Annotated in this window: 21 protein-coding genes; 2 read left to right on the forward strand and 19 right to left on the reverse strand. The window is 61.3% G+C overall.

Translation table 11 applies throughout. The features are described 5' to 3' along the window. Window positions 1–124: 124 nt before the first annotated feature. From AXG89_RS14265 to AXG89_RS14275, 3 genes are all read right to left on the reverse strand, one after another. Complete coding sequence (locus AXG89_RS14265; RefSeq protein WP_062170019.1) at window positions 125–1960, reverse strand: PHA/PHB synthase family protein; 1836 nt, start codon at window positions 1958–1960, stop codon at window positions 125–127. A 485-nt stretch (window positions 1961–2445) separates the two neighbouring features. Next, complete coding sequence (gene pgeF, locus AXG89_RS14270; RefSeq protein ID WP_061999522.1) at window positions 2446–3312, reverse strand: peptidoglycan editing factor PgeF; 867 nt, start codon at window positions 3310–3312, stop codon at window positions 2446–2448. A 5-nt stretch (window positions 3313–3317) separates the two neighbouring features. Further along, a complete protein-coding gene (locus AXG89_RS14275; RefSeq protein ID WP_061999523.1) occupies window positions 3318–4568 on the reverse strand; it encodes an RluA family pseudouridine synthase in 1251 nt (416 codons plus the stop codon). 57 nt (window positions 4569–4625) lie between these two features. Here AXG89_RS14275 and AXG89_RS14280 point away from each other — a divergent pair, with 57 nt between their 5' ends. Beyond that, a complete protein-coding gene (locus tag AXG89_RS14280) occupies window positions 4626–5498 on the forward strand; it encodes an outer membrane protein assembly factor BamD (protein ID WP_062000866.1) in 873 nt (290 codons plus the stop codon). Between the two features lie 90 nt (window positions 5499–5588). On the opposite strand, the gene AXG89_RS14285 is transcribed toward AXG89_RS14280, so the two are convergent. The 3 genes from AXG89_RS14285 to AXG89_RS14295 form a co-directional block, all read right to left on the reverse strand. Beyond that, window positions 5589–7811, reverse strand: a complete 2223-nt coding sequence (locus tag AXG89_RS14285) for an ATP-dependent DNA helicase (protein WP_372237084.1) — start codon at window positions 7809–7811, stop codon at window positions 5589–5591. Between the two features lie 192 nt (window positions 7812–8003). Next, on the reverse strand, window positions 8004–8222 hold the full coding sequence (locus AXG89_RS14290; protein WP_061999524.1) for a DUF465 domain-containing protein: 219 nt from the start codon (window positions 8220–8222) through the stop codon (window positions 8004–8006). Between the two features lie 86 nt (window positions 8223–8308). Continuing rightward, complete coding sequence (locus AXG89_RS14295) at window positions 8309–9235, reverse strand: colicin transporter (RefSeq protein ID WP_372237083.1); 927 nt, start codon at window positions 9233–9235, stop codon at window positions 8309–8311. A gap of 176 nt (window positions 9236–9411) precedes the next feature. Here AXG89_RS14295 and AXG89_RS14300 point away from each other — a divergent pair, with 176 nt between their 5' ends. After that, window positions 9412–11772: a Tex family protein gene (locus AXG89_RS14300; protein ID WP_062170021.1), complete on the forward strand. Its 2361-nt coding sequence runs from the start codon at window positions 9412–9414 to the stop codon at window positions 11770–11772. Window positions 11773–11852: 80 nt separating this feature from the next. Here the strand turns inward: AXG89_RS14300 and AXG89_RS14305 are convergent, their stop codons facing one another. From AXG89_RS14305 to hisS, 13 genes are all read right to left on the reverse strand, one after another. Further along, entirely contained in the window at window positions 11853–13745 is a 1893-nt protein-coding gene (locus tag AXG89_RS14305; RefSeq protein WP_062000868.1) for a potassium transporter Kup, read from the reverse strand. A gap of 243 nt (window positions 13746–13988) precedes the next feature. Further along, window positions 13989–14549: a phosphoribosyltransferase gene (locus AXG89_RS14310; RefSeq protein ID WP_061999527.1), complete on the reverse strand. Its 561-nt coding sequence runs from the start codon at window positions 14547–14549 to the stop codon at window positions 13989–13991. Window positions 14550–14638: 89 nt separating this feature from the next. Further along, complete coding sequence (locus AXG89_RS14315) at window positions 14639–15985, reverse strand: adenylosuccinate synthase (protein WP_061999528.1); 1347 nt, start codon at window positions 15983–15985, stop codon at window positions 14639–14641. Between the two features lie 175 nt (window positions 15986–16160). Then, window positions 16161–17312: an ATP phosphoribosyltransferase regulatory subunit gene (locus tag AXG89_RS14320; protein WP_061999529.1), complete on the reverse strand. Its 1152-nt coding sequence runs from the start codon at window positions 17310–17312 to the stop codon at window positions 16161–16163. Window positions 17313–17434: 122 nt separating this feature from the next. Beyond that, on the reverse strand, window positions 17435–17626 hold the full coding sequence (locus tag AXG89_RS14325) for a DUF2065 domain-containing protein (RefSeq protein WP_056363906.1): 192 nt from the start codon (window positions 17624–17626) through the stop codon (window positions 17435–17437). A 41-nt stretch (window positions 17627–17667) separates the two neighbouring features. Next, window positions 17668–18582: a protease modulator HflC gene (hflC, locus tag AXG89_RS14330; RefSeq protein WP_062000869.1), complete on the reverse strand. Its 915-nt coding sequence runs from the start codon at window positions 18580–18582 to the stop codon at window positions 17668–17670. A gap of 11 nt (window positions 18583–18593) precedes the next feature. Next, complete coding sequence (gene hflK / locus AXG89_RS14335; RefSeq protein ID WP_062000870.1) at window positions 18594–20075, reverse strand: FtsH protease activity modulator HflK; 1482 nt, start codon at window positions 20073–20075, stop codon at window positions 18594–18596. A gap of 47 nt (window positions 20076–20122) precedes the next feature. Continuing rightward, complete coding sequence (gene hflX, locus AXG89_RS14340; protein WP_061999530.1) at window positions 20123–21403, reverse strand: GTPase HflX; 1281 nt, start codon at window positions 21401–21403, stop codon at window positions 20123–20125. A 29-nt stretch (window positions 21404–21432) separates the two neighbouring features. After that, complete coding sequence (gene hfq, locus AXG89_RS14345; RefSeq protein WP_031356421.1) at window positions 21433–21669, reverse strand: RNA chaperone Hfq; 237 nt, start codon at window positions 21667–21669, stop codon at window positions 21433–21435. A gap of 161 nt (window positions 21670–21830) precedes the next feature. Beyond that, window positions 21831–23168 (reverse strand): ribosome biogenesis GTPase Der, encoded by a 1338-nt coding sequence (der, locus tag AXG89_RS14350; RefSeq protein WP_062170626.1) that lies wholly within the window; start codon window positions 23166–23168, stop codon window positions 21831–21833. Between the two features lie 405 nt (window positions 23169–23573). After that, window positions 23574–24713 (reverse strand): outer membrane protein assembly factor BamB, encoded by a 1140-nt coding sequence (gene bamB / locus AXG89_RS14355; protein ID WP_061999531.1) that lies wholly within the window; start codon window positions 24711–24713, stop codon window positions 23574–23576. Window positions 24714–24875: 162 nt separating this feature from the next. Then, window positions 24876–25505 (reverse strand): YfgM family protein, encoded by a 630-nt coding sequence (locus AXG89_RS14360; RefSeq protein WP_061999532.1) that lies wholly within the window; start codon window positions 25503–25505, stop codon window positions 24876–24878. A 100-nt stretch (window positions 25506–25605) separates the two neighbouring features. Further along, a complete protein-coding gene (gene hisS, locus AXG89_RS14365; RefSeq protein ID WP_061999533.1) occupies window positions 25606–26952 on the reverse strand; it encodes a histidine--tRNA ligase in 1347 nt (448 codons plus the stop codon). Window positions 26953–26957: the final 5 nt, after the last annotated feature.

Below are 26957 nucleotides of genomic sequence, written 5' to 3' on the forward strand. Positions count from 1 at the left end.
CCTGCTTGACCCTTTGTCTGACGATGCACGCGGCGATCCGGAGAGCGTGCGCGTCGCGTGTAATTACTCGCCTACTGTTGACCTGTCGCAGTTGAAATGCAATCAGGTCTGGTCCGCATGCCGGTCACTGGTCCCGCTGCAGGACGTAGCGTCCCGGCGCCGGCTCGATCACCGCGAAATCTGCTGACCCCAGTTCCGGCTTCGGCTTTACTTTCTTGCCGCCGTGTCCATCGAGCCAGTCGGTCCAGGTTGTCCACCAGCTTCCCGGATGCTCGGTCGCGCCTTCGAACCAGTCGTCTGCGTTCTCGGGAAGAGTCTTATCGGTCGTGTCCAGCTTCCAGAAGCTGCGCTTGTTTTTCGACGGCGGATTGATCACGCCCGCAATATGCCCAGATGCGCCGAGCACGAACGTCTGCGGGCCGGTGAGCAACGGCGCCGATGCGTAGGCCGCCGTCCACGGCACGATGTGATCCTCGCGCGAGCCATACAGGAACGTGGGCACGTCGATCAGCGACAAATCCACCGGTTCGCCGCAGGCGGTCAACTCGCCGGGATTGCGCAGGCGGTTTTCCAGATACGTGTTGCGCAGATACCAGACGAACATCGGCCCGGGAAGATTGGTGGAGTCGCTGTTCCAGTAAAGCAGATCGAACGCTTGCGGCGTGCGTCCCTTGAGGTAGTTGTCGACCACGTAGTTCCACACCAGGTCGTTCGGGCGCAGATACGAGAACGTGTTCGCGAACTCCACTCCGCGCATCAGGCCCGCCGGCGTACCGTCTTTTCCGCCGATGGTCTGTTCGCGCATCTTCACATGCTGTTCATCGATAAAAACATCCAGCACGCCCGTATCCGAGAAATCGAGCATGGCGGTGAGCAAGGTCATCGATGCCGCCGGATGTTCCCCGCGCGCGGCCAGCACGGCCAAGGCCGTCGCGAGCATGGTGCCGCCCACGCAGAAGCCGAGCGTGTTGATCTGCTCGCGTCCGCTGATCTGCTTCACCACATCGATAGGCGTAAGCACGCCCTCGTCGATGTAATCGTCCCACGTCTTGTGCGCAATCGATGCATCCGCATTGCGCCACGAGATCATGAAAACCTGATGACCGGCATCGAGCGCGTGGCCGACGAGCGAACCTTCGGGCTGCAGATCGAGGATATAAAACTTGTTGATGCAAGGCGGCACGATCAGGAGCGGCCGCTCGCGCACCGTCGCGGTATGCGGCGTGTACTGGATCAATTGCAGCAGGTCGTTCTCGAACACGACCGAACCCTGGGTGGTCGCGATGTTCTTGCCGACCACGAAGCCCGATTCATCGCTTTGCTGGATCTTGCCGCGCTGCATGTCCGCGAGCAGATTCATCATGCCTTTCTGCAGGCTCTCGCCGCGGCTTTCGATCAACGCCTTCTGCGCATCCGGATTCAACGCAATGTAATTACTCGGCGATGCTGCCGCCGCCCATTGCTGCACGGCGAAGCGAATGCGCTCGCGCGTCTTGGCGTCGCCCTCGACCGCTTCCGCAAGTTCCTGCAGATAACGCGCGTTGAGCACGTACCACGCGGCCGCGAACGCAAAACCCGGTGTGGCTTGCCAGGCGGCGCCGCTGAAACGCCGGTCTTTCAATGTCGACAAATCGATGCTTTGCGCGCCCGCCTGCTTCATCAGTTCCGTGGCGTCGCGCGAGAAACTCGCCTGCAATTCCTGCAGGCGTTGCGGCGCAATCGCGGCCGTCGGAATCTTCGGCATGGCCGGCATACCGGGCATCGACGCAAACATGGATTGAATGTTGCCGTTACCGCCGGGAAAACCCGCAAAGCCAGGGATGGCGCCGAAAGCCGCAAACGGATTCGCACCCGGCGCGCCCGATGACCCCGCATTGGCTTGTGCCGAGAGCTTTTGCCACGACGAAGGATCGGCGACTGAACGCCATGTGTTGAGCCATTGCTCGAACATCTTTTGCATGGCGGCGGGGTCCGCACCTGGCACGCCGGACGGCGTGCTCGCTGCTGTATCCGCAGCCCCGGCCTTACCCGAAGGACGCGACGAACCCGATGAAGATGAGGAAGAAGATTTGGAGGCAGCCATATCCGCGTTTGACCTAAGCGTCCCGAAAGACTGAGTTGCTGATAGAGGCGTGACGTGGAGCCGCGTCGGATCCATCGCGAGTGAGGTGCCGGAGGTTCAAACGCCCGACGAACGCCCGACCGCGATGATTTGACTTTGCTTACGCCATGCGCTTTTGTGAAACATTCTTGCTCCACGGTGCAAGGCGTGTCAATGCGTCACCTTGATTTTGACGCAGTGCGATATTTTTTTCATCATCGTTTTCCCGATGTAATCAACGGTCCGGACAATGAATTATGTTGCGCAACATATAAGTCGCGATAACGCCTCAATGGCGAGCAAGAAATGCGCACTTCTAAGCGCGCGCTGGCCGGGTGAAAAGTTCAGTTGGCAAGCCAGATCATGGCGGCCATACGCCCGGTTGTCCTTTCGCGCCGATACGAAAAGAAACGCTCAGCCTCCGTAACCGTACAATGCGTTCCGCCGTGGACGTGCTGCGGCGCAACGCCCGCCAGTTCGAGCCGCAAACGCGCAAGCGCATAGATATCAGCGAGATATTTGTGTTTCTGTTCGCGCGGCGCGAAGGCGGCCATGACTGCGTCGCGATGCGCAGGACTGGCGGGGCTTACAAACGCATCGAGCACATCTTCGCCGACCTCGAATGCGCTTGGACCAATTGCCGGTCCAAGCCATGCATGCAGCGTTTCCATGCGAGCGCCTGCGAGACTGGCGACGCGCATCGCCGTCTTCTCCACAATGCCGCCAGCAAGTCCGCGCCACCCCGCGTGCGCCGCGCCCACGGCACGGCCGGCGGTATCGCAAAACAGCACCGGCAAGCAATCGGCCACCATTACCGCGCAGACCACGCCAGGGCGATCGGTCACGGCGGCGTCGGCCTTGACCGTCGATGAGGGAGAACCCGCGCACCGGTCGATCACTTCGGCCGCGTCTTCGATATCGACGCCGTGAACCTGCTCGAGCCACGCGACAGGCGCGCCCGTCAACGCGACCACGCGGCGCCGGTTTTCAAGCACCGTGTCAAGAACGTCGCCGGTATGCAACCCGAGGTTCAAACCGCCCTCGCCCTTTGCTCCGCCGTAAGGCGCTTCGCTCACGCCTCCGTTGCGCGTGGTCGCGAACGCATGAACGCGCTTCGATACCGCCGCAGGCCCGCTCGACCAGTCAGGCCAGAGACAATCGTCGTGACGAAGCGGCCGAGCTGAAAAACCCGCACGGGAAGTTTCGCTCATCGCCCTTATTCCTCGTCGTCATCTTCGTCGTATTCGATCGGCTGCGATTCATCCCAGCCACCGCGCGCCTGGGCGTCATACCCTTCTTCCTCGATGAAGTCCTCATCTTCCGGATCGAGATCGGTCGATTCATCGCGGCCGAGTCCGAGTTCAGCCGCCAGCGCCTCGATGTCCTCCGGAACGTCCGCGCGCCAGCTTATCTCGCGGCCCGTGGTCGGGTGAATCAGGCCGAGACGCCAGGCATGCAGCGCCTGCCGGTTGAAGCCATCGGGCAAAGGCTGCACCGAGCGCTTGCCGCGCGCGTGGCCATAAATCGGGTCGCCGAGCAAGGGATGGCGGATATGCGCGCAATGCACGCGAATCTGGTGCGTGCGGCCGGTATCGAGATCGCAATGCACGGCCGAGACGGGCTGCTGGTTCCACATCGCCCGGTCGATGGTGCGGTAATGCGTGCGCGCGTACTTCCCCGATGCGCTCTCCACCACGGCCATGCGCGTGCGGTCGCGGGGATCGCGGCCGATGGGGGCATCGATCGTGCCTTCGTCCGGCATCGTGCCCCACACCAGCGCGACGTAGCGGCGCTTCACCGTGCGCGCCTGCAACTGGCGCGTGAGGATGGTCTGCGCCTCGAGCGTGCGCGCAACGACCATGAGCCCCGACGTCTCCTTGTCCAGCCGATGCACGATACCCGCGCGCGGCAGGCCGGCTGCGGCATCGCCGTATCTGTAAAGCAGGCCGTTGAGCAGCGTGCCGCTCCAGTTCCCGGCTGCCGGATGCACGACCATGCCGGCGGGTTTGTTGATGACCACGAGTGCATCGTCTTCATAAACGATGTCGAGCGGCACCGGCTCGGGCGTGAACGCAAGCTGCTCGGGCAACAGGTCGGGAATCAGCGTGATCGTCGCGCCCAGCGGCACCGGTTGCCGGATCTTTGCAGGCGCGCCGTCGACCTGCACGCGCTGTGCATCGATCCATGTCTGCAAGCGGCTGCGCGAGAATTCCGGGAACAGCCGCGCCATGACCTTGTCGAGCCGCTCGCCGGCGTACTCGTCGGGCACGGCAATCGTGCGTGGCGTTTCGGCATCGGCGCGGCGCGCGTGAAGGTTGGTGGATACAGGCGCACCATGCGTTTCGGTTGCAGAACCGGATGCCGCCGCGGATGCGGTCAAATCGTCCGGACGTGCGTCGTCGGCCGATGCGCTTGGGCTATAATCTTTGCTGCGATCTTTGGTACGACTTGTACTTGAGCGGGTCATTTAGACTGAAAGCTGGGAATTAGCCAGAAAGGCATGAGCTAGAAAATGCAAGCACTGATGCGAGCCGTGAATCAAGCTTTGAAAACCGTTTTGAACCCTGTGCGCCAGTTGATCAGGCTATCGTCGAATTCGTCTGTCAGGGTTGCTGCGCTGGCTGCGGGTGCCGTCATTGTCGCAGGCTGCCATGGCCTGCCCGAGAAAACCGACGAAACGGCCACGTGGAATAACGGGAAATTATACTCGGAGGCGCAGGATGCGCTGACCGGCGGCGACTTTGGCAAATGCGCAAAGTATTTCGAGAACCTCGAAGGCCGTGACCCGTTCGGACATTTTGCGCAACAAGCGCAGATCAACGTGGCGTACTGCAACTGGAAGGACGGCGAAACCGACTCGGCTGATGCTGCCATCGACCGGTTCATCAAGCTGCATCCGGATCATCCGGACATTGCCTACGCGTATTACCTGAAGGGCATGATCCATTTCAACGACGACCTCGGTCTGTTCGGCCGCTTCTCCGGCCAGGACATGAGCGAGCGCGATCCGAAGTCGCTGCGCGAATCCTACGATGCGTTCAAGATCGTTGTCGACCGTTACCCGCAAAGCAAGTATGCGCCGGATGCAGCCCAGCGCATGCGCTATATCGTGAACGCACTGGCTTCGCATGAGGTTCATGCCGCGGATTATTACTATCGGCGTGGTGCTTATGTGGCCGCAATCAACCGCGCGCAACTCGCCATTCGCGAGTACAAGAACGCGCCGGCAACGGAAGATGCACTGCATATCATGATGCTGTCGTACGGCAAGCTTGATCAGCCGCAACTGGAAGGCGACACGAAGCGCGTGCTGGCCGCTACGTTCCCCGACAGCCCGTATGTCACCGGCAGGTCGCGGCCGGGCAAGGACAACAAATCGTGGTGGCAGATCTGGTAAGCAGTTTGATTCGCTGACCGTACCAACAAAAAACCCGGCTTTAAGGCCGGGTTTTTTATTTATGTGTTCGGTTGAAAGAATGCGTGTTACTTACTCTTCCGCTTCGGTCACCGCCGTTTCAGGATCGGTGAAGAACGCGCGCACCACCTCTATTTCACGCGTGCGCTTGAACGGCGGAAGGCTCTGCCAGATGCGCCGGCCGTAAGGTTTATCGACGAGACGGGTGTCGCAGATCATCAGCACACCGCGATCCGTTTCTGCGCGAATCAGACGCCCCGCGCCCTGCTTGAGCGTGATCACTGCCTGCGGCAACTGGTGCACAGCGAAAGGGCTCAAGCCCTTCTTCGTCAGCGCATCGAGTCTCGCCGACAACACGGGATCATCGGGCGGCGCAAAAGGTAGCTTGTCGATGACAACCAGCGACAACGCATCACCGCGCACATCCACGCCTTCCCAGAAACTCTGGCTGCCAACGAGGATCGCGTTGCCATAAGAACGGAAACGATCGAGCAATTCAGTGCGGCTCGCGTCGCCCTGAACCAGCAACGGATAATCCCAGCCGCGCCGCTCGATGGTGTCGCGCAGGCGGTTGGCAATGCGATCGACGGCGCGCAAGGTCGTGCACAAGAAAAACACGCCCCCCTTCGATGCTTCGATGACAGGCAACGCAGCATCGAACACGGCGTCGGTGAAATTCGGCGACGATGGTTGCGGCAAGTTGCGCGGCACGTACAGCAAGCCCTGCTCGGGGTAGTCGAAGGGACTGGGCAGCGTCATGGAGCGTCGCGCGTTCAGGCCCATCTGCGCGGCGTAATGGGTGAAGTCGCCGCGCACCGACAAGGTTGCCGATGTGAAGATCCACGCACGCGGAACGCCCGCGCGCTGCTTCGAAAAGATCGGCGCGACGGACAGCGGCGTTTCGTGCAACTGGACCGTGTGCGAGAACACTTCGATCCATCGGACCATCTCGTTCGGATCGGCTTTGGCGGCGGCTTCCTTCTCTTGCGCGACGGCCTTTTCCACGGACGTTGGCGGTGCGGTCCAGCCCCCCAGCAAACCTTGTAATTCCCGTGCCCGGCGCTGCAGCGCGCCCAGCGATTCCGCGCGTTCGGCGTGAGCGTTCAAAGCGGCCGTGAGCGCATCGAGGTGTTCCTCAAGTGTGTCGAGGGCATCGAATAAAGGATGATCGTCGACGAGCTGGCCGAGCGACATGCGCACCGAATCTTCCCTGAATGCGAGCCGGACGTCCCGCGCCGCACGTTCGAGCGCGGCGCCGAGCTTGGTCCAGTCGGAGAAGTCACGCGCGTGGCTCAGGCCTTCCGCAACGGCATCGCGTGCGAGTTCCAGGAACTGCGTGGTCGATACGGTCTCGCCGAAAAACAGCGTCGCCGTCTCGGGAAGCTGATGGGCTTCGTCGAAGATGATGGTGTTGGCGGTCGGCAGCAACTCGGCCATGCCGGTGTCGCGGAGCATGACATCGGCGAAAAACAGGTGGTGATTCACTACCACGATGTCCGCCTGCTGCGCCTCGCGCCGCGCCTGCATGACAAAACATTCCTTGTACTGCGGGCACTCCTGGCCCAGGCAGTTGTCGCGCGTGGACGTGACCATCGGCCAGACCGGCGAGTTCTCGGGCACGCTCGCGAGTTCGGCTTTGTCGCCGGTGTGCGTCAGTTTCGCGAAGCGGATGATTTCCTGCAGATGCGCGGTGTCCTGGCGCGTGGGCAAACGGCCGTTATCGGCGGTGCGCTGCAGGTAGTAATGGCACAGGTAATTCGCGCGGCCCTTGAGCATCGCGACGGAAACCGGCACCGCGAGCGCGTCGCGCACGGTCGGGATGTCGCGCTGGAAAAGCTGGTCCTGCAAGTGCTTGGTGCCCGTCGATACGATCACCTTGCCGCCCCACAGCATGGCCGGCACGAGATACGCGAAGGTCTTGCCCGTGCCCGTGCCCGCTTCCACGATCAACGTGTTCTCACCGCCGTCGACGCCCGTGGTTGCGGTGGCCAGGCCGACCTCCTCGCCGCTTTCCTCGACCACGACCGGCGCATCCGATGGCCCGAGCTTGCGCGCCGGACGGCGTTGCGCGTCGAACAAGGCGGGTTCGGGCATGGCGCGGCCGGACGCTTCCATCGCGGCCGCGACTGCGCGCGCCATTTCGATCTGCGACGCACGCGAGCGATAACCATCGATTTGACGCGCCAGCAGGCCCTCGGCGGCAAAAATCGCGTCGAGTTCGGTGCGGCGCTTCGGTGCAAGTGTCAGCGAAAGCGATGTGTCGGCGCCACCCGCTTTCGCGGCCGGCTTCAGCACGGATTCCGCGTTGTCTGTGAGGGCGTTGTCGGGCGAATTCAAGGGGAAGGTTCCTGCTTGTAGCTTGGGCTTTTTTGCCGCGCGTAAGGCAAAACTGTTCGATGCACGCGCCGCTGAATCGCGCGACGCCATTCAGCGCGACGCCATTCAGCGCGACGCCATTCAGCGCGACGCCTTTCAGCGCGACGCCGTTCAGCGCGCGTCCGGTTCCAACTGTAACTGCAGCAGGATGATCGTGTCCTTGACCTTGAGCTTGCGCTTTTTCAGGCGCCTGATTTCCAGCTCATTGATGCCCGGCACGTCGGCCATCTTGTCGATCAGGCTGTCCAGGCCATGATGCTCCGCCTGCAACTGCACGATACGCTCGCGGATCGTGCCCGTGTCGACTGCTGCTGCAGGATATGCGTGCATGTTCGGCTCCTCTCGTCACGGCGGACGCCGGAAAAACGCCGGCGGCATCGCCCGAGGTTGCTGTCCACATCCAGACCTTCTTCAGCTTACTTCGATTGTTGTTGCTGTTGTTGCTTGAGCTGCTCCTGATGCGCGCGATCGGCGGCTTCCTGTTGCGCGCGCTGCTGCTGTTTCACAGCCGCTTCCTTCTGCCGTGCCTGCACTTCCGCCTGGTGCTCGGCAGCGTCGCGCTGCTTCGCCTCGTAACGCTCAGCCTTCGCGTCGCGATCACGCGCGTCCTGCGCGCCACGCGCGGCGGCGTCGTCGAGCTTCTTCTGGTAATCCGCCTGCTTGCGGTCGTACGCCGCCTGATTCTGGGCCCGTTGCGGCGCTTCTGCGGTGCGCTGCGCTTCTGACAGTGCGTTCTGGCGCTGCTTTTCAGCGAATGATTCCGCGCTCGCCTTTTCGGTCGTTGCGCGTTGCGGCGCATCTGCTTCGTACTGGGCGCGCTTGAGCGCCGTTTGCTGGTCCCGCTGTTGCGCGTGTTGCAGACGTTGTTCGTCGTCGAGCGCCAGTTGTTGCTTGCGGATTTCCTGGCTTACATCGCGTTTCGCTGCACGCGCGGCATTAAGACAATGATTGACAAAAAAATCGTTATAACAATCGTGCTGCTTGACCGCATACCGATAGTTGTTTTCCTCGCTGCGCGTGTCAAGCGCCTTCTGACGCGCGCCGAAACCGTTCGCGTCCGCGTCTGCGTCCGCCGGACTTGCGGCATTTGCGCCGGTCGCACGGGCGTCGTCGAGCGGCGATTCTGTGACCGACGTGCCCGGATTGATAGGCCTGGGCGTCTGCGCCGTGGCTGCCTGAACAAAACCCGCGCACGCCAGCACGGCCATTGCGGCGCGAAGCGGATGAAACCACCGCGAGCAAGAGCGCGCGGCGTGGCGCGTGGCGAACAAATCGACTGGTACAGTCGGCAAAACGGGCGAAAGGCGGGAGGTCGGCAACGTGATAGCCAGCGGGTTGGACAATGTATTGAAATGCAGCTTCTACGATGCCGAAATTCTATCACCGTGCGCCGGAGGCCTCCGGCATTTATGGCAAAATGCCCCGCTTCACCAACCCGGCAAACGTGTTCGCGCGGATTCAAGTGAAATGCGCGGCATGGAAACGCCCCTGATGAGCCAGCAGGCAGACGCAGACACCCATGACGGAAACCGTAGCACTCAAGATTGTCCAGCGCATCGCCACCGAGTTGAGCGTGCAGCCGCGCCAGGTCGCCGCCACCGTGCAACTTCTCGATGAAGGCTCCACCGTTCCGTTCATCGCCCGTTATAGAAAGGAAGTGACAGGCAATCTCGACGATACGCAATTGCGCAATCTCGAAGAGCGGCTCGTCTACCTCCGCGAGCTCGAGGACCGGCGCGCGGCGATTGTCCAGAGCATCGACGAACAGGGCAAGCTCACGCCCGAACTGCGCGCAGCCGTGGAAGGCGCGGACAGCAAGCAGGTGCTCGAAGACCTGTATCTCCCGTACAAACCGAAACGGCGGACCCGCGCGATGATCGCCCGCGAGGCCGGCCTGCAGCCGCTTGCGGACGCCCTTCTCGCCGATCCGAAGCTCGACCCGCAAACCGAAGCCGCGCGTTATGTGGACGCAGAAAAAGGCGTCGCGGACACGAAGGCCGCGCTCGACGGCGCCCGCGACATTCTCTCCGAGCAGTTCGGCGAAACTGCCGAGATTCTCGGCAAGGTCCGCGAATATCTGTTCAAGCAAGGCAGCGTGATCTCGACCGTGGTCGAAGGCAAGGAAACCGAGGAAGGCGAGAAATTCCGCGATTATTACGACTACTCGGAAACCATCCGCACGGTGCCGTCGCATCGTGCGCTGGCGCTGTTCCGCGGCCGCAACGCGGGCGTCCTGTCCGTCAAGCTGGGGCTTGGCGGCGAACTTGATGCCCAGGTGCCGCATCCGGGCGAGACGCTGATCGCGAACCATGTGGGTATCGCCAATCAGGGCCGTCCCGCCGATAAATGGCTCTCCGACGTCTGCCGCTGGTGCTGGCGTGTAAAGGTGCAGCCGAATGTCGAGAACGACTTGCTGACGAATCTGCGCGAGGAGGCCGAAGGCGAGGCGATTCGCGTGTTTGCGCGCAATCTGAAGGATCTTTTGCTGGCAGCGCCGGCGGGTCCGAAGGCGGTTATCGGACTGGATCCGGGCATGCGTACCGGCGTGAAAGTCGCCGTGGTCGATCGCACTGGCAAGCTGCTCGCAACCGATGTCATCTATCCTCACGAGCCGCGTCGCGACTGGGATGGCTCGCTCGCGAAGCTCGCGCGCATCGCGGCGCAGACGCAAGCCGAGCTGATCAGTATCGGCAATGGCACCGCTTCGCGCGAGACGGACAAGCTCGCAAGCGAGCTGATCGCGAAACACCCGGAACTGAAGCTGCAGAAGATCGTGGTGTCGGAAGCAGGAGCATCGATTTATTCGGCATCCGAACTGGCATCGAAGGAATTTCCTGACCTGGATGTAACCTTGCGCGGCGCTGTTTCCATCGCACGGCGCTTGCAGGATCCGCTCGCAGAACTCGTCAAGATCGACCCGAAGGCCATTGGCGTTGGCCAGTATCAGCACGACGTGAATCAGCGCGACCTCGCCCGCTCGCTCGACGCCGTCGTCGAAGACTGCGTGAATGCCGTCGGCGTGGACGCGAACACGGCCTCGGTGGCGCTGCTTGCACGCGTGTCCGGTCTGAACGCGACATTGGCGCGCAATATCGTTGATTTCCGCGATGCCAACGGCCCCTTCGCTTCACGCGATCAGTTGAAAAAAGTCCCCCGTCTCGGCGATAAAACCTTCGAACAAGCTGCGGGATTCCTGCGCATCAACAACGGCGCCAATCCGCTCGACCGGTCGTCGGTACATCCGGAAGCGTATCCGGTCGTCGAACGGATCCTGGCGAAAATAAAGAAACACGCCGCCGATGTGATGGGCAAACGCGAAGCGTTGTCAGGCTTGTCGCCGGCGGATTTCGTCGATGACCGGTTTGGTCTTCCCACCGTGCGTGACATTCTGGCCGAGCTCGAAAAACCCGGCCGTGATCCGCGCCCCGAGTTCAAGACGGCCACGTTCCGCGAAGGCGTCGAAAAGCTCTCCGACCTGACGCCGGGCATGATCCTGGAAGGCGTGGTCACGAACGTGGCGGCGTTTGGCGCGTTTATCGATATCGGCGTGCATCAGGATGGACTCGTGCATGTGTCGGCGATGTCGACGAAGTTCATCAAGGACCCGCACGAGGTGGTGAAAACCGGTCAGGTGGTGAAGGTGAAAGTGCTCGAAACAGATGTGAAGCGCCAGCGGATCGCACTGACCATGCGTCTTGACGATGACTTCGCGCCTGAGGGCGGTACGGCGCAGCAACAGCAACGCGGCGGGCAGGATCGCCGCGGCGGTAGTGCCGGAGGTGGCAGCGCCCGCGATGTCCGCGGCAACAGCGGCAGCCGGCGCGAGCCGGAAGCAGCCAGCAGCGCAATGGCAGCGGCGTTCGCAAAGCTGAAGAAATAGGTCATCGCAATCGACGAAGCAGAAACAAGAACGGCCCATCTTTCGATGGGCCGTTTGTCTTCCTCAGTCAAACATGACGATCAAATCTCGATCTTCGTCCCGAGTTCGACCACACGATTAGCCGGAATGCTGAAGAAGTCCGTTGGCTTCGCGGCATTCTGATGCATCCACGCGAACACACGCTCGCGCCATACCGACATGCCCGGCAATTGCGTCGGCACCACCGTCTCGCGCGCCATGAAGAACGAGGTGTCCATAAGCTCGAATGTCATGTCATGTGTGCGCCCGATTTCCATCAGCACAGCCTTCACATCCGGCGTTTCATTGAAGCCGTACTGCGCCTTCACGAGGAACAAACCCCCGCCCGCGTCTTTCACTTCCACGCGGGTAGCATCGTCCACGTAAGGGACATCGCGCGTGGCGAAATTCAGGAATATCGTGCGCTCGTGGAGAACCTTGTTGTGTTTCAGGTTATGCAGCAAGCTCACCGGCACGAGCGAATCGCTGCCGGTCAGGTAGATCGCCGTACCCGACACCCGATGCGGCGGGTGCGCAAGCAGACCCTGCAGGAACGGCATCAGCGGAATACCATCGGCGGCGGTCCGGTCCTTGACGATCATGCGGCCCTTGAACCACGTCATCAGCAGGAAGAACAACACTCCGCCGATACCCAACGGCAGCCAGCCGCCCTGCTCGATCTTGAGCAGGCTGGCGCCGAAAAACCCGACATCGATAATAAAGAACACGCTGATGATCGCGCCCACCAGGAACTTGTTCCATCCCCACAGCTTGGTCATCACCACCGACGCGAGAATGGTCGTGACCAGCATGGTCGCGGTGACGGCAAGCCCGTATGCAGCCGCGAGATTCTCGGAGCTCTTGAAGCCGATCACGATGCACAGGATGATGAACAGCAGCATCCAGTTCACGACCGGAATATAGATCTGCCCAATAGCCAGATCCGACGTATGCAGGATCTTCATGCGCGGCACGTAGCCGAGCTGGATGGCCTGGCTCGTCAGCGAATAGGCGCCGGAGATCACCGCTTGCGATGCAATCACGGTCGCAATGGTCGACAGGATCACGAGCGGCAGCAGCGCCCAGTCGGGCGCCATCAGGAAGAACGGACTTTCGCGCGCTTCGGGCGAATGCATCAGCAGCGCGCCCTGGCCGAAGTAATTCAGCAGCAGCGAGGGCATGACGAGGCCGTACCAGCCGTATCGAATGGGCTTGGCGCCAAAGTGTCCCATGTCGGCATAAAGCGCTTCAGCGCCGGTCAGCACCAGCACGACCGAGCCCAGCACGATATACGCTTGCAACACATGCGCCTGCATGAACGAAAACGCGTAGTACGGATTCAATGCGACCAACACACGCGGTGCCTGAACGATGTGAAACACGCCCATCACGGCAAGCGTCACGAACCACACCAGCATGATCGGCCCGAACAGCTTGCCGACCACCGACGTGCCGCGCCGCTGAATCCAGAACAGCGCGATCAAGATGACGATGGTGATCGGAATCACGTAGTTAGCGAGCCGCGGCGAGGCAATTTCAAGCCCTTCCACCGCCGATATCACCGACATGGCCGGCGTAATCACGGCGTCGCCATAAAACATGCAGGCGCCGAAGATGCCAAGCATCATCAGCACGCCGGTGGCGCGGCCCGATTCCTTCAGCGTGCGCAGCGCGAGCGTCATGAGCGCGAGCACGCCACCTTCGCCGTTGTTGTCGGCGCGCATGACGAACAGCACGTACTTGATGCCCACCACGATCACGATCGCCCAGAACAGCAGCGAAATGACCCCGAGGACGGAAGCCTCATTGAGTTCGATGCCATGCGTTTTGCTGAACGCCTCTTTCAGCGCGTACAGCGGGCTAGTACCAATGTCACCAAACACGACTCCGATAGCGGCAAGCGCCAGAGCAGGAAGTGGTTGTTTGCGCTCATGCGCGTGGGTCACTGTTGTCATAAACGCGGCGGAGCCGTCCTGATCGGAAAAAACGAACGCCATTCTAACGCCGCGCCTGTCGCCTCACCGCCGTGTTGTGATACCGCGACGACGGGCGCATTTAGGCGATTTGACATTGCGGCGAAGTCACTAAGCTGCATGGGCGATGAACATGAAAATGCCGTTCGAACATCCTAACAGGCATTCGAACGGCATCTTGGGTGGAACGGCGTAACAGCCGCCGTGCCGAAATGGAACAAACGATCAGCTACGTTCGTCGTGCAGACCGCGCTTGATCCACGCACCGAGGTTGTGCGGCCGGACCGTATCCCATTCCTCGAACGGCTGATGAATCCACGGGTTCGTTTCGAGGAACTGAACGAAATAATCGGGCTTCACGGTCGAGCAGCCTTTATACCAAAGGACGGCAGAGCGCACGGCGGTTACCGCCGGATAACGCTCCTTCAGATGCTGCTGAACGCGCGAAAGCGTGACGCCTGAATCGACCAGATCGTCGACGAGCAGCACGTTGCCGGAGAGTTCCCCACGCGTCATCGTGATGTATTGACCGATGTCGAGCGCCCCCTGCTCCGTTCCCGCCGCCTCGCGATACGAACTCGTCGCGAGGATCGCGAGCGGCAGATCATAGATGCGCGAAAGCTGGTCGCCTACGCGCAGGCCGCCGCGCGCGAGACACAGGATATTGTCGAACTTCCAGCCTGAGTCGTGCACGGACAGCGCCAGCAGTTCGATCAGCCGGTGATATTCGTCCCAGCCCACCCACAGGTTCCGGTCGTCGTTGCGCGGGTCTTTCATCGCGATCATGGTCAAACTCTTTAAATACGTGCAACGGTTGAAAATGCAAAGTGGCCGCACATTCGCGGCCACTTGGTCTTTGCCGGACGCCCGAGGTCTTAAACCTTGAACGGGTGACGCAGCAGGATGGTTTCGTCGCGATCCGGACCCGTCGACACCATGTCGATAGGCACGCCCGCCACTTCCTGCACACGCGACAGATACTTGCGCGCGGTTTCCGGCAAGCGGTCCCATTGCGTGATGCCGATGGTGCTTTCCTTCCAGCCGCCGAACGTTTCGTAGATCGGCTCGCAACGCGCCACTTCCGAGGCGCCGCGCGGCAGGATGTCGACGTCCTTGCCGTCGAGCTTGTAGCCCACGCAGAGCTTCACTTCTTCCAGGCCGTCCAGCACATCGAGCTTGGTCATGCACAGGCCCGAGATCCCGTTGATCTGAATGGAGCGGCGCAGCGCAGCGGCGTCGAGCCAGCCGGTGCGGCGCGGACGGCCGGTCACCGAGCCGAACTCCTTGCCGACGGTGGCAAGCGTCAGGCCAATCTGTTCCTGACGATTCACATTGTCCGCATCATACAACTCGCTTGGGAACGGACCCGCACCCACGCGCGTGCAATATGCTTTCGTGATGCCGAGGATGTAGTTCAGTTTCTGCGGACCCACGCCCGCCCCCGAGGTTGCCGCGCCCGCCACGCAGTTGCTCGACGTGACATACGGGTACGTGCCGTGGTCGATGTCGAGCAGCGTGCCTTGCGCACCTTCGAACAAGAGGTTGCGGCCGGCGTGGTTCTCGTCGTAAAGGCGACGCGAGACGTCCGTCACCATGGGCGCGAGGCGCTCGGCGTAACCGAACATGGTGTCGAGCGTTTGCTGAAAATCCACCGCCGGCGCGCCGAGATAACCCGTCAGCACGAAGTTGTGGAAGTCCAGCGTTTCGCGCAGACGTTCAGCGAATACGTCGCGGTCGTACAGGTCCTGCACGCGCAGGCCGCGGCGGCCGACCTTGTCCTCGTACGCCGGTCCGATACCGCGTCCCGTCGTTCCGATCTTCGCCGCGCCACGACGTGCTTCGCGCGCCTGGTCGATGGCAATGTGATACGGCAGGATCAGGTTGGCGGCTTCGGAAATGAACAGGCGCTTCTGGACGTCGATACCCGCCGTTTCAAGTTCGCCGATTTCCTTGAAGAGCGCTTCGGGCGACAAAACCACGCCGTTGCCGATATAGCAAGCCGTGCCGGCGCGCATGATGCCCGACGGAATCAGGCGAAGAATGGTCTTCTTGCCGCCGATAATGAGCGTATGGCCGGCGTTATGACCGCCCTGGAAGCGCACGACGCCTTGGGCGTGGTCCGTCAACCAGTCGACGATCTTGCCCTTGCCTTCATCACCCCACTGGGTGCCGACCACGACGACGTTGCGCCCCGGGTTCACATTCACTGCGCTGGCAGACATGTCAATTTGATAGCTGGTTAAAAAAGCATTTTACCTATGTTCGCCGAAGGTTCCGAGTTTTTCCCGGTATTTGCGAACGGATATCGACCGAAAGTCGATCGGATGAGGCTGAAGTTTTGTCTGCGGTTGTGTGCTGCATGCGCGTGAAAAACGCTTGCAGCAAGCCCCGAAGCCGCTAGGAACGGGCCTCGACGACCCATGTCCCGTTGCGCTCCACCAGCACGCGGTCGAACGCGAACTCGTCGAGATCATGGTCGTGTCCGGGCAACGCCTGGATCACGACTTCGCCGGCATCGCGCAGTTTCGCGACCGCCGTCTGCAGCGGTTCGTCATGGTTCCACGGGGCGAGGACCGCGCTGCCGCGGGCATCGACAGGAGAAATGCGCGCGACTTCACGCAGATCGAGCGAGAAACCGGTTGCGGGACGTGCGCGGCCATAGGCCTGGCCAACGTCGTCGTAACGGCCGCCTCGCGCAACTGCGTTCGGCACGCCGTCCACGTAGGCCGAGAACATCACGCCGCTGTGGTACGCGTAGCCGCGCAGGTCGGCGAGATCGATCATCAGCTCGGCGCCGTGCGCCTGCGCCGCAAGGAACGCGAGGTCGTCGAGCGCCCGGCCGATGACCGGCAAATTCGGCAAGCGTGCGCGCGCTTCATCGAGTACCGATGCGTCGCCGTAGAGTGACGGCAACGCCCGCAGCGCGTCGCGGGCGACATCGCCGAGTCTGGACGTGAGTTCGTTCAGACGCGGTACGTCCTTCGCGCCGAGCGCGTCGTAGAGCGACTCACCGAGCGCGGCAGCGCCAGGTTCGAGGTCGAGCAAAGCCGCCAGGACGCCCGCGTGGCACAAGTCGAGACGCACCTTGTTCAAACCGCTCAGACGCAGCGAATCGAGCATCAATTGCTGGATTTCCAGATCCGCTTCCAGCCCGGCGTGGCCGTAGATTTCCGCGCCGATCTGGATCTGCTCGCGCGTCGCGTGCAAGCCACGCGGACGCGTATGCAGCACATTGCCCGCGTAACACAGGCGCGTCACGCCTTGCCGGTTCAGCAAATGCGCATCGATGCGGGAAACCTGCGGCGTGATGTCAGCGCGCAGGCCGAGCGTGCGTCCGGACAATTGGTCGACGAGCTTGAACGTGCGCAGGTTGAGGTCGCTGCCGCCGCTGGTGAGCAGCGATTCGAGGTACTCGAGCATCGGCGGCATCACGAGTTCGTAGCCGTACGAACGAAAACGATCGAGCAGCCGGCGGCGCAACTCTTCAATCTTGCGCGCCTCGGACGGCAAGACGTCGGCGATATTCTCGGGAAGTAACCAGGTGGACATCGGGGCGTTTCCTACGGAACGTTTTTGAGCGCGGCGATGCGAGGTGAAGGTGGCATCGCCGGTCGGTCAGGATAATCTTTTGATCTGCGGGTGGCTACGGACTCGGCCAGCCTCGACGCAATTCAGGTCGCAATCAGCAGCAGAATCACGCCGAGCGCCATCGCGATCAGGCCGCCGATCCGAATCTGGTGCGGCGGCCGTTGAGCGATCCGGCGGAACGTGTCGCGCCAGGAATTGGGGAAGACGAACGGAAACATCCCTTCGATAATCAGCATCAACGCAATCGCGAGCAGTAACGATGCAGCCATATCCATTCAATAGATGGCGCCGCGGCTCGCACCGCGACGATTGGAGCTCAGCGCTTGCGCGCGGGCGCCGGGGTGGTGGCATCGGCGGCGCTCGGCGCAGCACCGTTCGGGCTGCGCATGAAGCGGAAGAAATCGCTGCTCGGATCGACAACCATCACATCGCCGGCATTGAACGTCTTTTTATACGCTTCAAGGCTTTGATAGAACTGGTAGAACTGCGGATCGACGCCGTACGCATCTGCGGCAATCGACGCAGCACGGCCATCGCCCTCGCCCTTGATGGTCTGCGCTTCCTTGTAGGCATCGGCGAGAATGGCTTCCTGCTGACGATCCGCATTTGCCTTGATTGCGTCTGCGTCAGCCGTGCCCTTCGCGCGTTCTTCGGCCGCCGCTTGCTGGCGTGCTGCAATCATGCGTTTGTAGACGGAATCCGCCACCGCAGCCGGAAAGTCGATGCGCGTCAGTTGCACATCCACGAGTTCCACGCCGAACGCCGCTGCCGGCTGCTCGATCGCCTTCTGCGCTTCCGTCCCGATAGCCTGCTGCTCGCCGAGCACATCGGCCAGCGGACGCTTCGTGAACGACGACGTCAGCGCCGTGCGCGTGAGCGCGGCCAGACGGTCCTGCGCGGTCTGCGTGTTCTTTTCGTTGCTCACAAAAAGCTTGAGCGGGTCCGCGACACGATACTTGATGACCGTATTCACGATCACCTCGTTCTTGTCCGACGTATTGAAACGGTCAGTGCCCGCTTCGTCGATGGTGAGCGTACGGGTGTCGATCAGCGTCAGCGTCTGGAACGGCGGCGGCAGCTTGAAATGCAGGCCGGGCGTGACGAGCTTGGGGTCACCTCCGCCGTGCGCGGTGACTACGCCGGCATGACGTTCGTCGACCACGAACATCATGGAAGAGCCAATAAACAACACGACCACGACGGCAACTACCAGCGCAACGATTCGATTCATGATCGCGCTCCTCATTGCGTGTCGTCTTCACGCGAGCGCGAACGGAACGCGTCGCGCGAGCGCAATGGATCGCCACCGGTCGACTGCGCCGATCCAGATGCCGATGTCGACGATGCAGCCACGGCGCTGGCCGCAGTGCTGGCGGAGGCAGATTGCGCCGCAACGGCCGATGTTGCCTGCGCGCTTTCGCTGCGCGCATCCTGCGTGATCGACGTGCCGACGCTCGCGGGCGCTGCGCCAACCGGCTGGTTCGCTACACTTGCCGAAGGAGCCGAAGCGTCCGATGCACCGCTTGCCGGAGCGGCCGCGCTCGCACGCTGACGGTTTGCATCGACGAGCTTGTCGAGCGGCAAATAAACCACGTTATTCGAGCTCTTGCTGTCGACGAACACCTTCGTCGCCCGCGAATAAATCTGCTGCATTGTGTCCAGATACATGCGTTGACGAATCACTGCCGGCGCCTTCGAATATTCTGCATAAACCTGCTTGAAACGCTCGGCATTGCCTTGCGCCTGCGAAACGGCCCGGTTGCTATAACCCTTGGCTTCGTCGATCATGCGCGCCGCGTCCGTCTTCGCGCGGGGAAGCAATTGATCGGCGTAGGCCTTGGCTGTATCCACCGCGCGTTCGTTGTCCTGGCGCACCTTCGCCGCTTCCTCGAACGCGGGTTGAACCTGCGCGGGCACCTGTACGCTCTGAATGGTCACGCCGGTCACCTGCAAACCGGTCTTGTACGAATCAAGCGATGCCTGGATCCGGTCGACCAGCTTCGCACGCAATGCTTCGTGGTCCTTGAACAGCAGTTCGTCCGTGCTGTGCGTGCCTGCGATCTCGCGGATGGCGGCCTGCGCCGATTCCGTCACGTTCTGCTCCGGATCGAGATTGCGGAACAGATAGTCGGTCGCCGACTTGATCTGATACTGCACGGCAAAGCGCACGTCGACGATATCCGCGTCGTGCGTGAGCAGCGACGCGTCGCGAACGTTGGCTTGCGTGAGCGTGTTATTGCGGCCGATATCGACCGAACGGATCTGCGACGTATTGACGATCTCGTGCGATTCGAACGGATATGGCAGACGCCAGTGGACGCCCTGATCCGCCTGGCCTTCGTACTTGCCAAAGCGCGACACCACGCCCACGTTCCCGTCCTGCACGACAAACACGCCGCTGCCGAGATAGATCGCGATCAGCGCGCCGACAACAATGCCCAGTCCGATCTTCGCGGTGCGGCCGTTATCCGGACGCGGACCGCCGCCGGCCGGCTTCTTGCCGAACAGGCCTGCAAGCTTCTTGTTGAAGTCGCGCCACATTTCGTCGAGATCCGGCGGTCCTTCGCCATCCTTGTCCTTCGATGGACGCTTCTGTTCCTGCGGACGCTTCGGGTCCTGGCCTTTATTTTCGCCATTGCCGTCGCCCCGCCCCCAGCGCGGGTCGTTGATCGAAAAGACGGCATGCGAAAGCTGCCGGGTACTCCGCTCGTTGTAGTCGTTCACTCGGTGATTCACCATTAGACAGCCGGGTCAATGCAAATCGGAACAGATCAGTGCCCGTGCTCGGGGACCTTGCGGTCTTCACTTTCGTCGGCTGACCGGTGGTCTTCCGGTAGCGTGGTTCCGTCGTCGGATGTGCTATCCATGGACTCCGGCACGATTGTGCCGTCCGGAAGTTCCGTGTACTCGTTGTTATCTTTAGGTTCGGAAGCTGCAAATTCGGCGATGGCAGCGCGCAGCGCGTCGAGTCCCTGACCCGTTCGCGCGCTCAAAAATACGCGCAAAATATTACCATACTCGTCCCTTTCAACCGGATCGTTGCGGGCCGCGAGTTCAGGCACTGCATCGATCTTGTTGAATACGAGAATTTGCGGAACGCCGTCGGCACCGATACTGCTCAGCACCTTGTTCACTTCCTCGATCTGGTCGAGCCGCACCATGCTCGATGCATCGACGACATGCAGCAGCAAGTCGGCCTGTACCGTTTCCTCGAGCGTCGCGCGGAATGCCGCAACCAGTTGGTGAGGCAAGTCGCGAATGAACCCGACCGTGTCGGACACCACCGCCTGTCCCGCTTCCTCGCCGAGATACACCCGGCGCGAGGTTGTATCGAGCGTGGCGAACAGCTGGTCCGCCGCATACGCCTGCGCCTTCGTCAGCGCATTGAACAGCGTGGACTTGCCCGCGTTCGTATAACCCACGAGAGAAACCGACGTGGTCCGGTTGCGCTCCCGCTGACGGCGCTGCGTGCCATGCTGGCGTTGCAGCTTCGCAAGCCGCGCCTTCAACGCCTTGATACGCTCGCCGATCAACCGGCGGTCGGTTTCAAGCTGTGTTTCACCCGGTCCGCGCAGGCCGATACCACCCTTCTGCCGCTCGAGGTGAGTCCACGCACGAATCAATCGTGTGGACAGATACTGGAGCTGAGCGAGTTCGACCTGCAGCTTGCCTTCGTGACTGCGGGCACGCTGCGCGAAAATATCGAGTATGAGACTGGTGCGGTCGATCACTCGGCGCTCGAGCGCCGTTTCCAGGTTCCGCTGCTGCGCGGGTGCCAGAGCATGATTGAAGATGACGAGTTCCACGTCGTTGGCAACGCAGGCGAGGCGCAGCTCTTCGACTTTGCCGCTGCCGACAAACATCTTGGCATCAGGGCTGGAACGGCGACCGGTCAGGGTGACGGCGGGATGGGCACCCGCACTTTGTGCGAGCAGACTGAGTTCTTCGAGACTGGCGTCGAAATCGATTTTTCCGAAGTCGACACCCACAAGCGCTGCGTTGATCAAATTGATGTTTTCATTTTGAAGCGACCGGTGAATTAGCAAGTTCATTCATGCCATTACACCGGACGCTGCGAGGTTTAGGGCGTTTCAGCATCCGGGTGGAAATTCACCGGACGCGCTGGCACGACCGTGGAAATGGCGTGCTTGTAGACCATCTGGGTCACGGTGTTACGGAGCAACACGACGTACTGGTCGAACGATTCAATATTGCCTTGCAGCTTGATGCCGTTGACCAAGTAGATCGACACCGGCACATGCTCTTTTCGCAGTGCGTTCAAAAACGGGTCTTGTAACAATTGCCCTTTGTTGCTCATAGCAAACTCCGTATTATTTTTGCAGGTTAACGTGATTGCGACGAAGAAAAAGAGATCCGCCGTCAATCGCTACACTATAGCCGATTTTCATTTTCGCACCAGCGCGCCCCGCCCGTCCAAATCCGCCGAAACGCTTGATGCACGCGGGATTCAGGCCGGCATCAGCCCTTATCCGCGTAAGGATTCGCACTCGAACGAAACTCTATTAGCAATGGAGTCCCAACCAGCCCGAAAGTTTCTCTGAAGCGTCCTTCCAGATAACGTTTGTAGGTGTCCGTGATCGCGTCGAGCGCGTTGCCATGCACGACAATGATCGGGGGATTCTGCCCGCCCTGGTGCGCGTAGCGCAGCTTCGGACGGATCGGACCACGGCGCCGGGGCTGCTGGAACTCCACTGCGTCAATGAGGGCGCGCGTGAGCTTCGGCGTCGGCAGCTTTGCCATGGCCGCGGCGTAAGCGTCATCGACGGATTTCATCAACTGGCTAATACCGGTTTTCTCCAGCGCCGAGACGTAATGGAAATTAGCAAAGTCCAAAAACTTGAGCTTGCGCGTGAGGTCCGCCTTGGTGCGCTCGCGCACATGCGAATCGAGTCCGTCCCACTTGTTCACGCCAACGACCAGCGCGCGGCCTTGTTCCACTACGAATCCGGCGATGTGCGCATCCTGCTCGGAGATGTCCTGTTGTGCATCGAGCAGCAGGATCACCACGTTCGCGTCTGAAATGGACTGCAGCGTCTTCACCACCGAAAACTTCTCGATCGCTTCGAACACCTTGCCGCGACGACGCAAACCCGCTGTATCGATCAACGTGTACTTGCGGCCACTTCGCTCGAAATCAACATAAATGGAATCGCGCGTGGTGCCGGGCATGTCGAACGCGATCACGCGCTCTTCGCCAACCAGCGCATTGATCAGCGTCGACTTGCCGACGTTCGGGCGTCCCACGATGGCGATCTTCACGCCACGCGCGGCCTTTTCTTCGGGATCTTCTTCCGGCTGTCCGGCGTAAGCGATCTCGAGCGCATCGCCGATCATCTCCGTCACACCGTCGCCGTGCGCGGCTGAAATGGCGCGCGGGTCGCCCAGGCCCAGTTCGTAGAAGTCCGCGGCCACCGCGCTGTACTTCATGCCTTCGGCCTTGTTGACCACGAGGAACAACGGCCGGCCCGTCTTGCGCAGGTAGTCGGCGATCGCCTTGTCTTGCGGCGCGAGCCCGTTGCGGCCGTCGGTGATGAACACGACGATGTCGGACTCTTCCACTGCCTGGCGCGTCTGGCGAGCCATCTCGTGCAGGATGCCGTCCTTTGCGACAGGCTCGAAACCGCCGGTATCGACGACCAGATAAGGACGGTCGCCCACACGGCCTTCACCGTAATGGCGGTCGCGCGTAAGACCGGGCAAGTCGGCGACGAGCGCATCGCGCGAGCGCGTCAGGCGGTTGAAGAGCGTCGATTTCCCCACATTGGGGCGCCCCACGAGGGCAATTACGGGTTTCATCAGATGGTGTTCTTGGTTGAACGCACGGCGGATCATTCCAGCCCGGCGCGAGCCGGATGTCACTCCGGAAACGGCGAACCGCGAGTTTGCGGTCCGGCGATGTGTCGAAAATTAGCACGGTTCCAGCGGATGGATCGCAGGATGCAGCGTTTCTGCTGCTCGGGTTCCTGGTTCATGGCCGCTTTCATCGCGTTCGGGACGCACTTGGAACGCCTTACGTGTTGTCTGGCGTTGCGTTTGCCGTTGCCAATACTGCTTGTGCGCTTATTTGCCGCACGACAGGTCCGTCACGTGCAGCGTTGATCAATCGATTCTATTCGCACGGCGCGGACTCAAAAAACATAAAAGTCCGTAAAACACGAGCGGCCGGCAAAACCGGCGCGCTCATCAGGTCAAACCAACGCATTAACGCGGGCGGAAACCATACAGGCCGCCGTCATGTGTCTGGATCACGAGCGTGTCGCCCGCCAGCACCGGAGCAGCCGTGATTGCGCTGCCGTCGGTCTTCGCGCGGCCAACGAACTCGCCATTGGTTGCCGACAGGAAGTGCACAAATCCTTGATAGTCGCCGACCACGACCGCGCGACCCAGGATGAACGGCACGCTGACCGTGCGATTCTTCAGCTTGTCGTTCTTCCAGAGGACGGTTCCGTCGATACCGCTAAATGCGTTCACCACCGACCAGTCGTCGCCTGCTGCCACGATCTCGTTGTCCTGCGCGAGACCGCTGTCGCTCGAGAAGTTCTTTTCCCATTGCGGACGGCCCGAATTCGCATCGAAACAGCCGATACGGCCCTGGAACGTCACCGCGCAGGTCACGGATCCGACCAGCGTCGGTGCGCCCGTCACGTCGTTGATACGCTCGACTTCGGTCACGCCCTTGGGGAACGAAACCGGCGCTTGCCAGTAAGCGTCGCCGGTCTGCAAGTTGATCGCCGCAAACGTGCCGCCCGGGAAACCCGCCAGCACCGCCTGCGATGCCGCGAACGTCATACCGGCAGCCACGCGCAGGTTCAGCGGTACGGCGCGCGTCTGGAACATCCACTTCTGCTCGCCGGTCACCGAATTGAACGCGACGATCTTGCCGTCGATAGTCCGTACAACCACGAGGTCGTTACCCACGAGCGGCGGCGAGATGATTTCGCCCGGCGCCGTAGCCGTCCACAATTGCTTGCCGTCGGGTCCGAGCACGTACACATTGCCCTTCAGCCCGCCGACCGCAGTCAGGTTGCCGTCGCTGCCCACGCCCGCCGACAGATCGTCTTTCAGCTTGATGCGCCACACGTCCTGACCGGTCTTCGCATCGATCTTCGCGACCGTGCCGTTCGCGCCTGCTGCATAAACAGCATCGCCGATGGCAACCGGCGAGAACAGGTAACGTCCGGCCTTGCCGACGCTCGCCTTCCAGGCCTGCTCCACATTCAGGACAGGCTTGATCTCGACAAGCGGAGTCGGCACCCGGCGCTCGTCCTTGGTGGCACAGGCCGTGAGCATGACCGACATCGCGCAGGCGAGCGGCAGAGCGTAGCGTTTCAGAAAATTCATCGGTGGACGCAACATGGATAAAATGAAATCGGTTGATCGGTGTGCGGCGCGAGACTCAGGACTGTTCAGGTCTGACCGCTGAGAACCCGCGACTTTAACCCAGTGAGCACCGCGCCCGCACAAAGACGACGTTGCTACACGCCTATTCCGGCACGAGCGGCATCAGCCGCCCAGCGCGTCGAGCTTGAACTGAATCAGCTGGCGTGCGGACGAATCGGATTGCGGCAACGAGGTGAGCGCCAGTTTATAGGCCGCGCGCGCGTCGTCGCGCTTGCCTTGCGCCGCCAGCAAATCACCACGACGATCCGATACCACGCCCTTGAACGCGTCGAGGGGTTCGTCGGCGAGGACTTTCAGGCCGGCGTCGTAAGCTTTTTGATCGAGGAGGATCAGCGACAGCCGCAGTTTCGCGATCTGCTTGTATTCAGCATCCTTCGCGTGATCGACAGCCCACTGAAGCTGCGTCTTGGCACCGGCGCTGTCGCCACTCATGTACAGGGATTTGGCTGCGGCAAGCGCGGTCATCTGCGCGTACGCGGTGCCGCCGAACTTGTCTTCCATGTCCGACGACACACGTGTGACCAACGCCTTGTCACCCGCTGTGACTGCTTGCTGGACCTGATCGTAGAGTACGGCGGCTTCGGCCGCCTGCCTGCGTTGCCAGAAATTCCAGCCGTTCCAGCCGGCCGCGACCACGAGCACCGCGAGCACGATCCAGGTCGTGGAGTTGCCCCATTTCGCCCACCAGGCCTTCAGGTTTTCAAGTGACTCTTGTTCTTCGTGATAGCTCATGCCCAGCGTATTCCTTGACTGCTTTTGTGTTCGCGTGCAATGCCGCGCGCCATTGTTTCGGGCCGCCGCACGGGGGTTTCCACGCGGCGCCGCCGGACAATCAGTCGGCGCTGTCGTCGGCGGTTGCCACCATCGCATTGATTAGAAATTCGGTCAAGTCTTCCACAGGCACGGTGGCCTGCTCGTTCTTTTGACCCGTCGATTCAAGCGATGAGGACCGCAACGGTTTCACGCCAACCATGCCTTGCGCGAGTTCGTTTTCGCCAAGAATGACCGCGAACGCTGCGCCGCTTGCATCGGCTTTTTTCATTTGCGACTTGAAGCTCGCCGGCGTGCCGTCCGGGCTGCAATGCAGGATGACGTCGAGACCGGTATCGCGCAAACGCTCGGCAATGATAAACGCCTGCTCCGCCGCCGCTTCACCCTGATGCACGACATAAATGTCAGTGCCTTCCGCCGCCGGCACGAGGTTTTCTTCTTTCAGCAATTCAAGAATCCGCTCGACGCCCATCGCCCAGCCGCACGCAGCCGCCGCCTTGCCGCCAAGCTGTTCGATCAGCGGGTCGTAGCGTCCGCCGCCTGCAACCGTGCCTTGCGAGCCGAGCTTGTCGGTCACCCATTCGAACACGGTCAGGTTGTAGTAATCGAGACCGCGCACCAGGCGCGGATTGATCTTGAACGGCACGTTGTTCGCCTTCAGCAAACGCTGAACGCCTTCGAAGTGCGCGAGCGATTCGGGCCCGAGAAATTCAACGAGCTTCGGTGCGTTCTGCGCGATTTCCTGCATCGCCGGATTTTTCGTATCTAGCACGCGCAACGGGTTCGTGTAGAGGCGGCGTTTCGCTTCTTCATCGAGTGCTTCGACGTGTTGCTCAAGATAGGCAATCAATTCTTTGCGATGCGCCGCGCGCTCTTCCGGCTGGCCGAGCGAATTGAGTTCGAGACGGATGCCGGTCAGCCCGAGGTCGTCCCACAGACGCTGACACATCATGATGATTTCAGCGTCGGTGTCCGGACCTGCGAAGCCCAGCGCTTCCACGCCTACCTGATGAAACTGCCTGTAGCGTCCGCGTTGCGGGCGCTCGTGGCGGAACATCGGGCCGACATACCACAACCGCTTCGGGCCGTCGTACAGCAGGTTGTGTTCGATCGTCGCGCGCACCACCGCAGCGGTGTTCTCCGGGCGCAGCGTGAGCTGCTCGCCGTTGAGCGCGTCGGTGAAGCTGTACATTTCCTTTTCGACGATGTCCGTCACTTCGCCAATGCCACGCGTAAAGAGTTGCGTATGCTCGAGGATCGGCGTGCGGATCTGCTGGTAGCCATAAGCACGCAGCATCGATTTGACGGTACTTTCGAAGAATTCGTAAAGCGCGGCGTGTTCGGGAAGGATGTCGTTCATGCCCTTCACGCCGCTTAGCTTTTCAAGCTTTTTCTTGACTTCAGTCATCTGTA

It is taken from the genome of Burkholderia sp. PAMC 26561, assembly GCF_001557535.2.
Classification (GTDB): Bacteria; Pseudomonadota; Gammaproteobacteria; order Burkholderiales; family Burkholderiaceae; genus Caballeronia.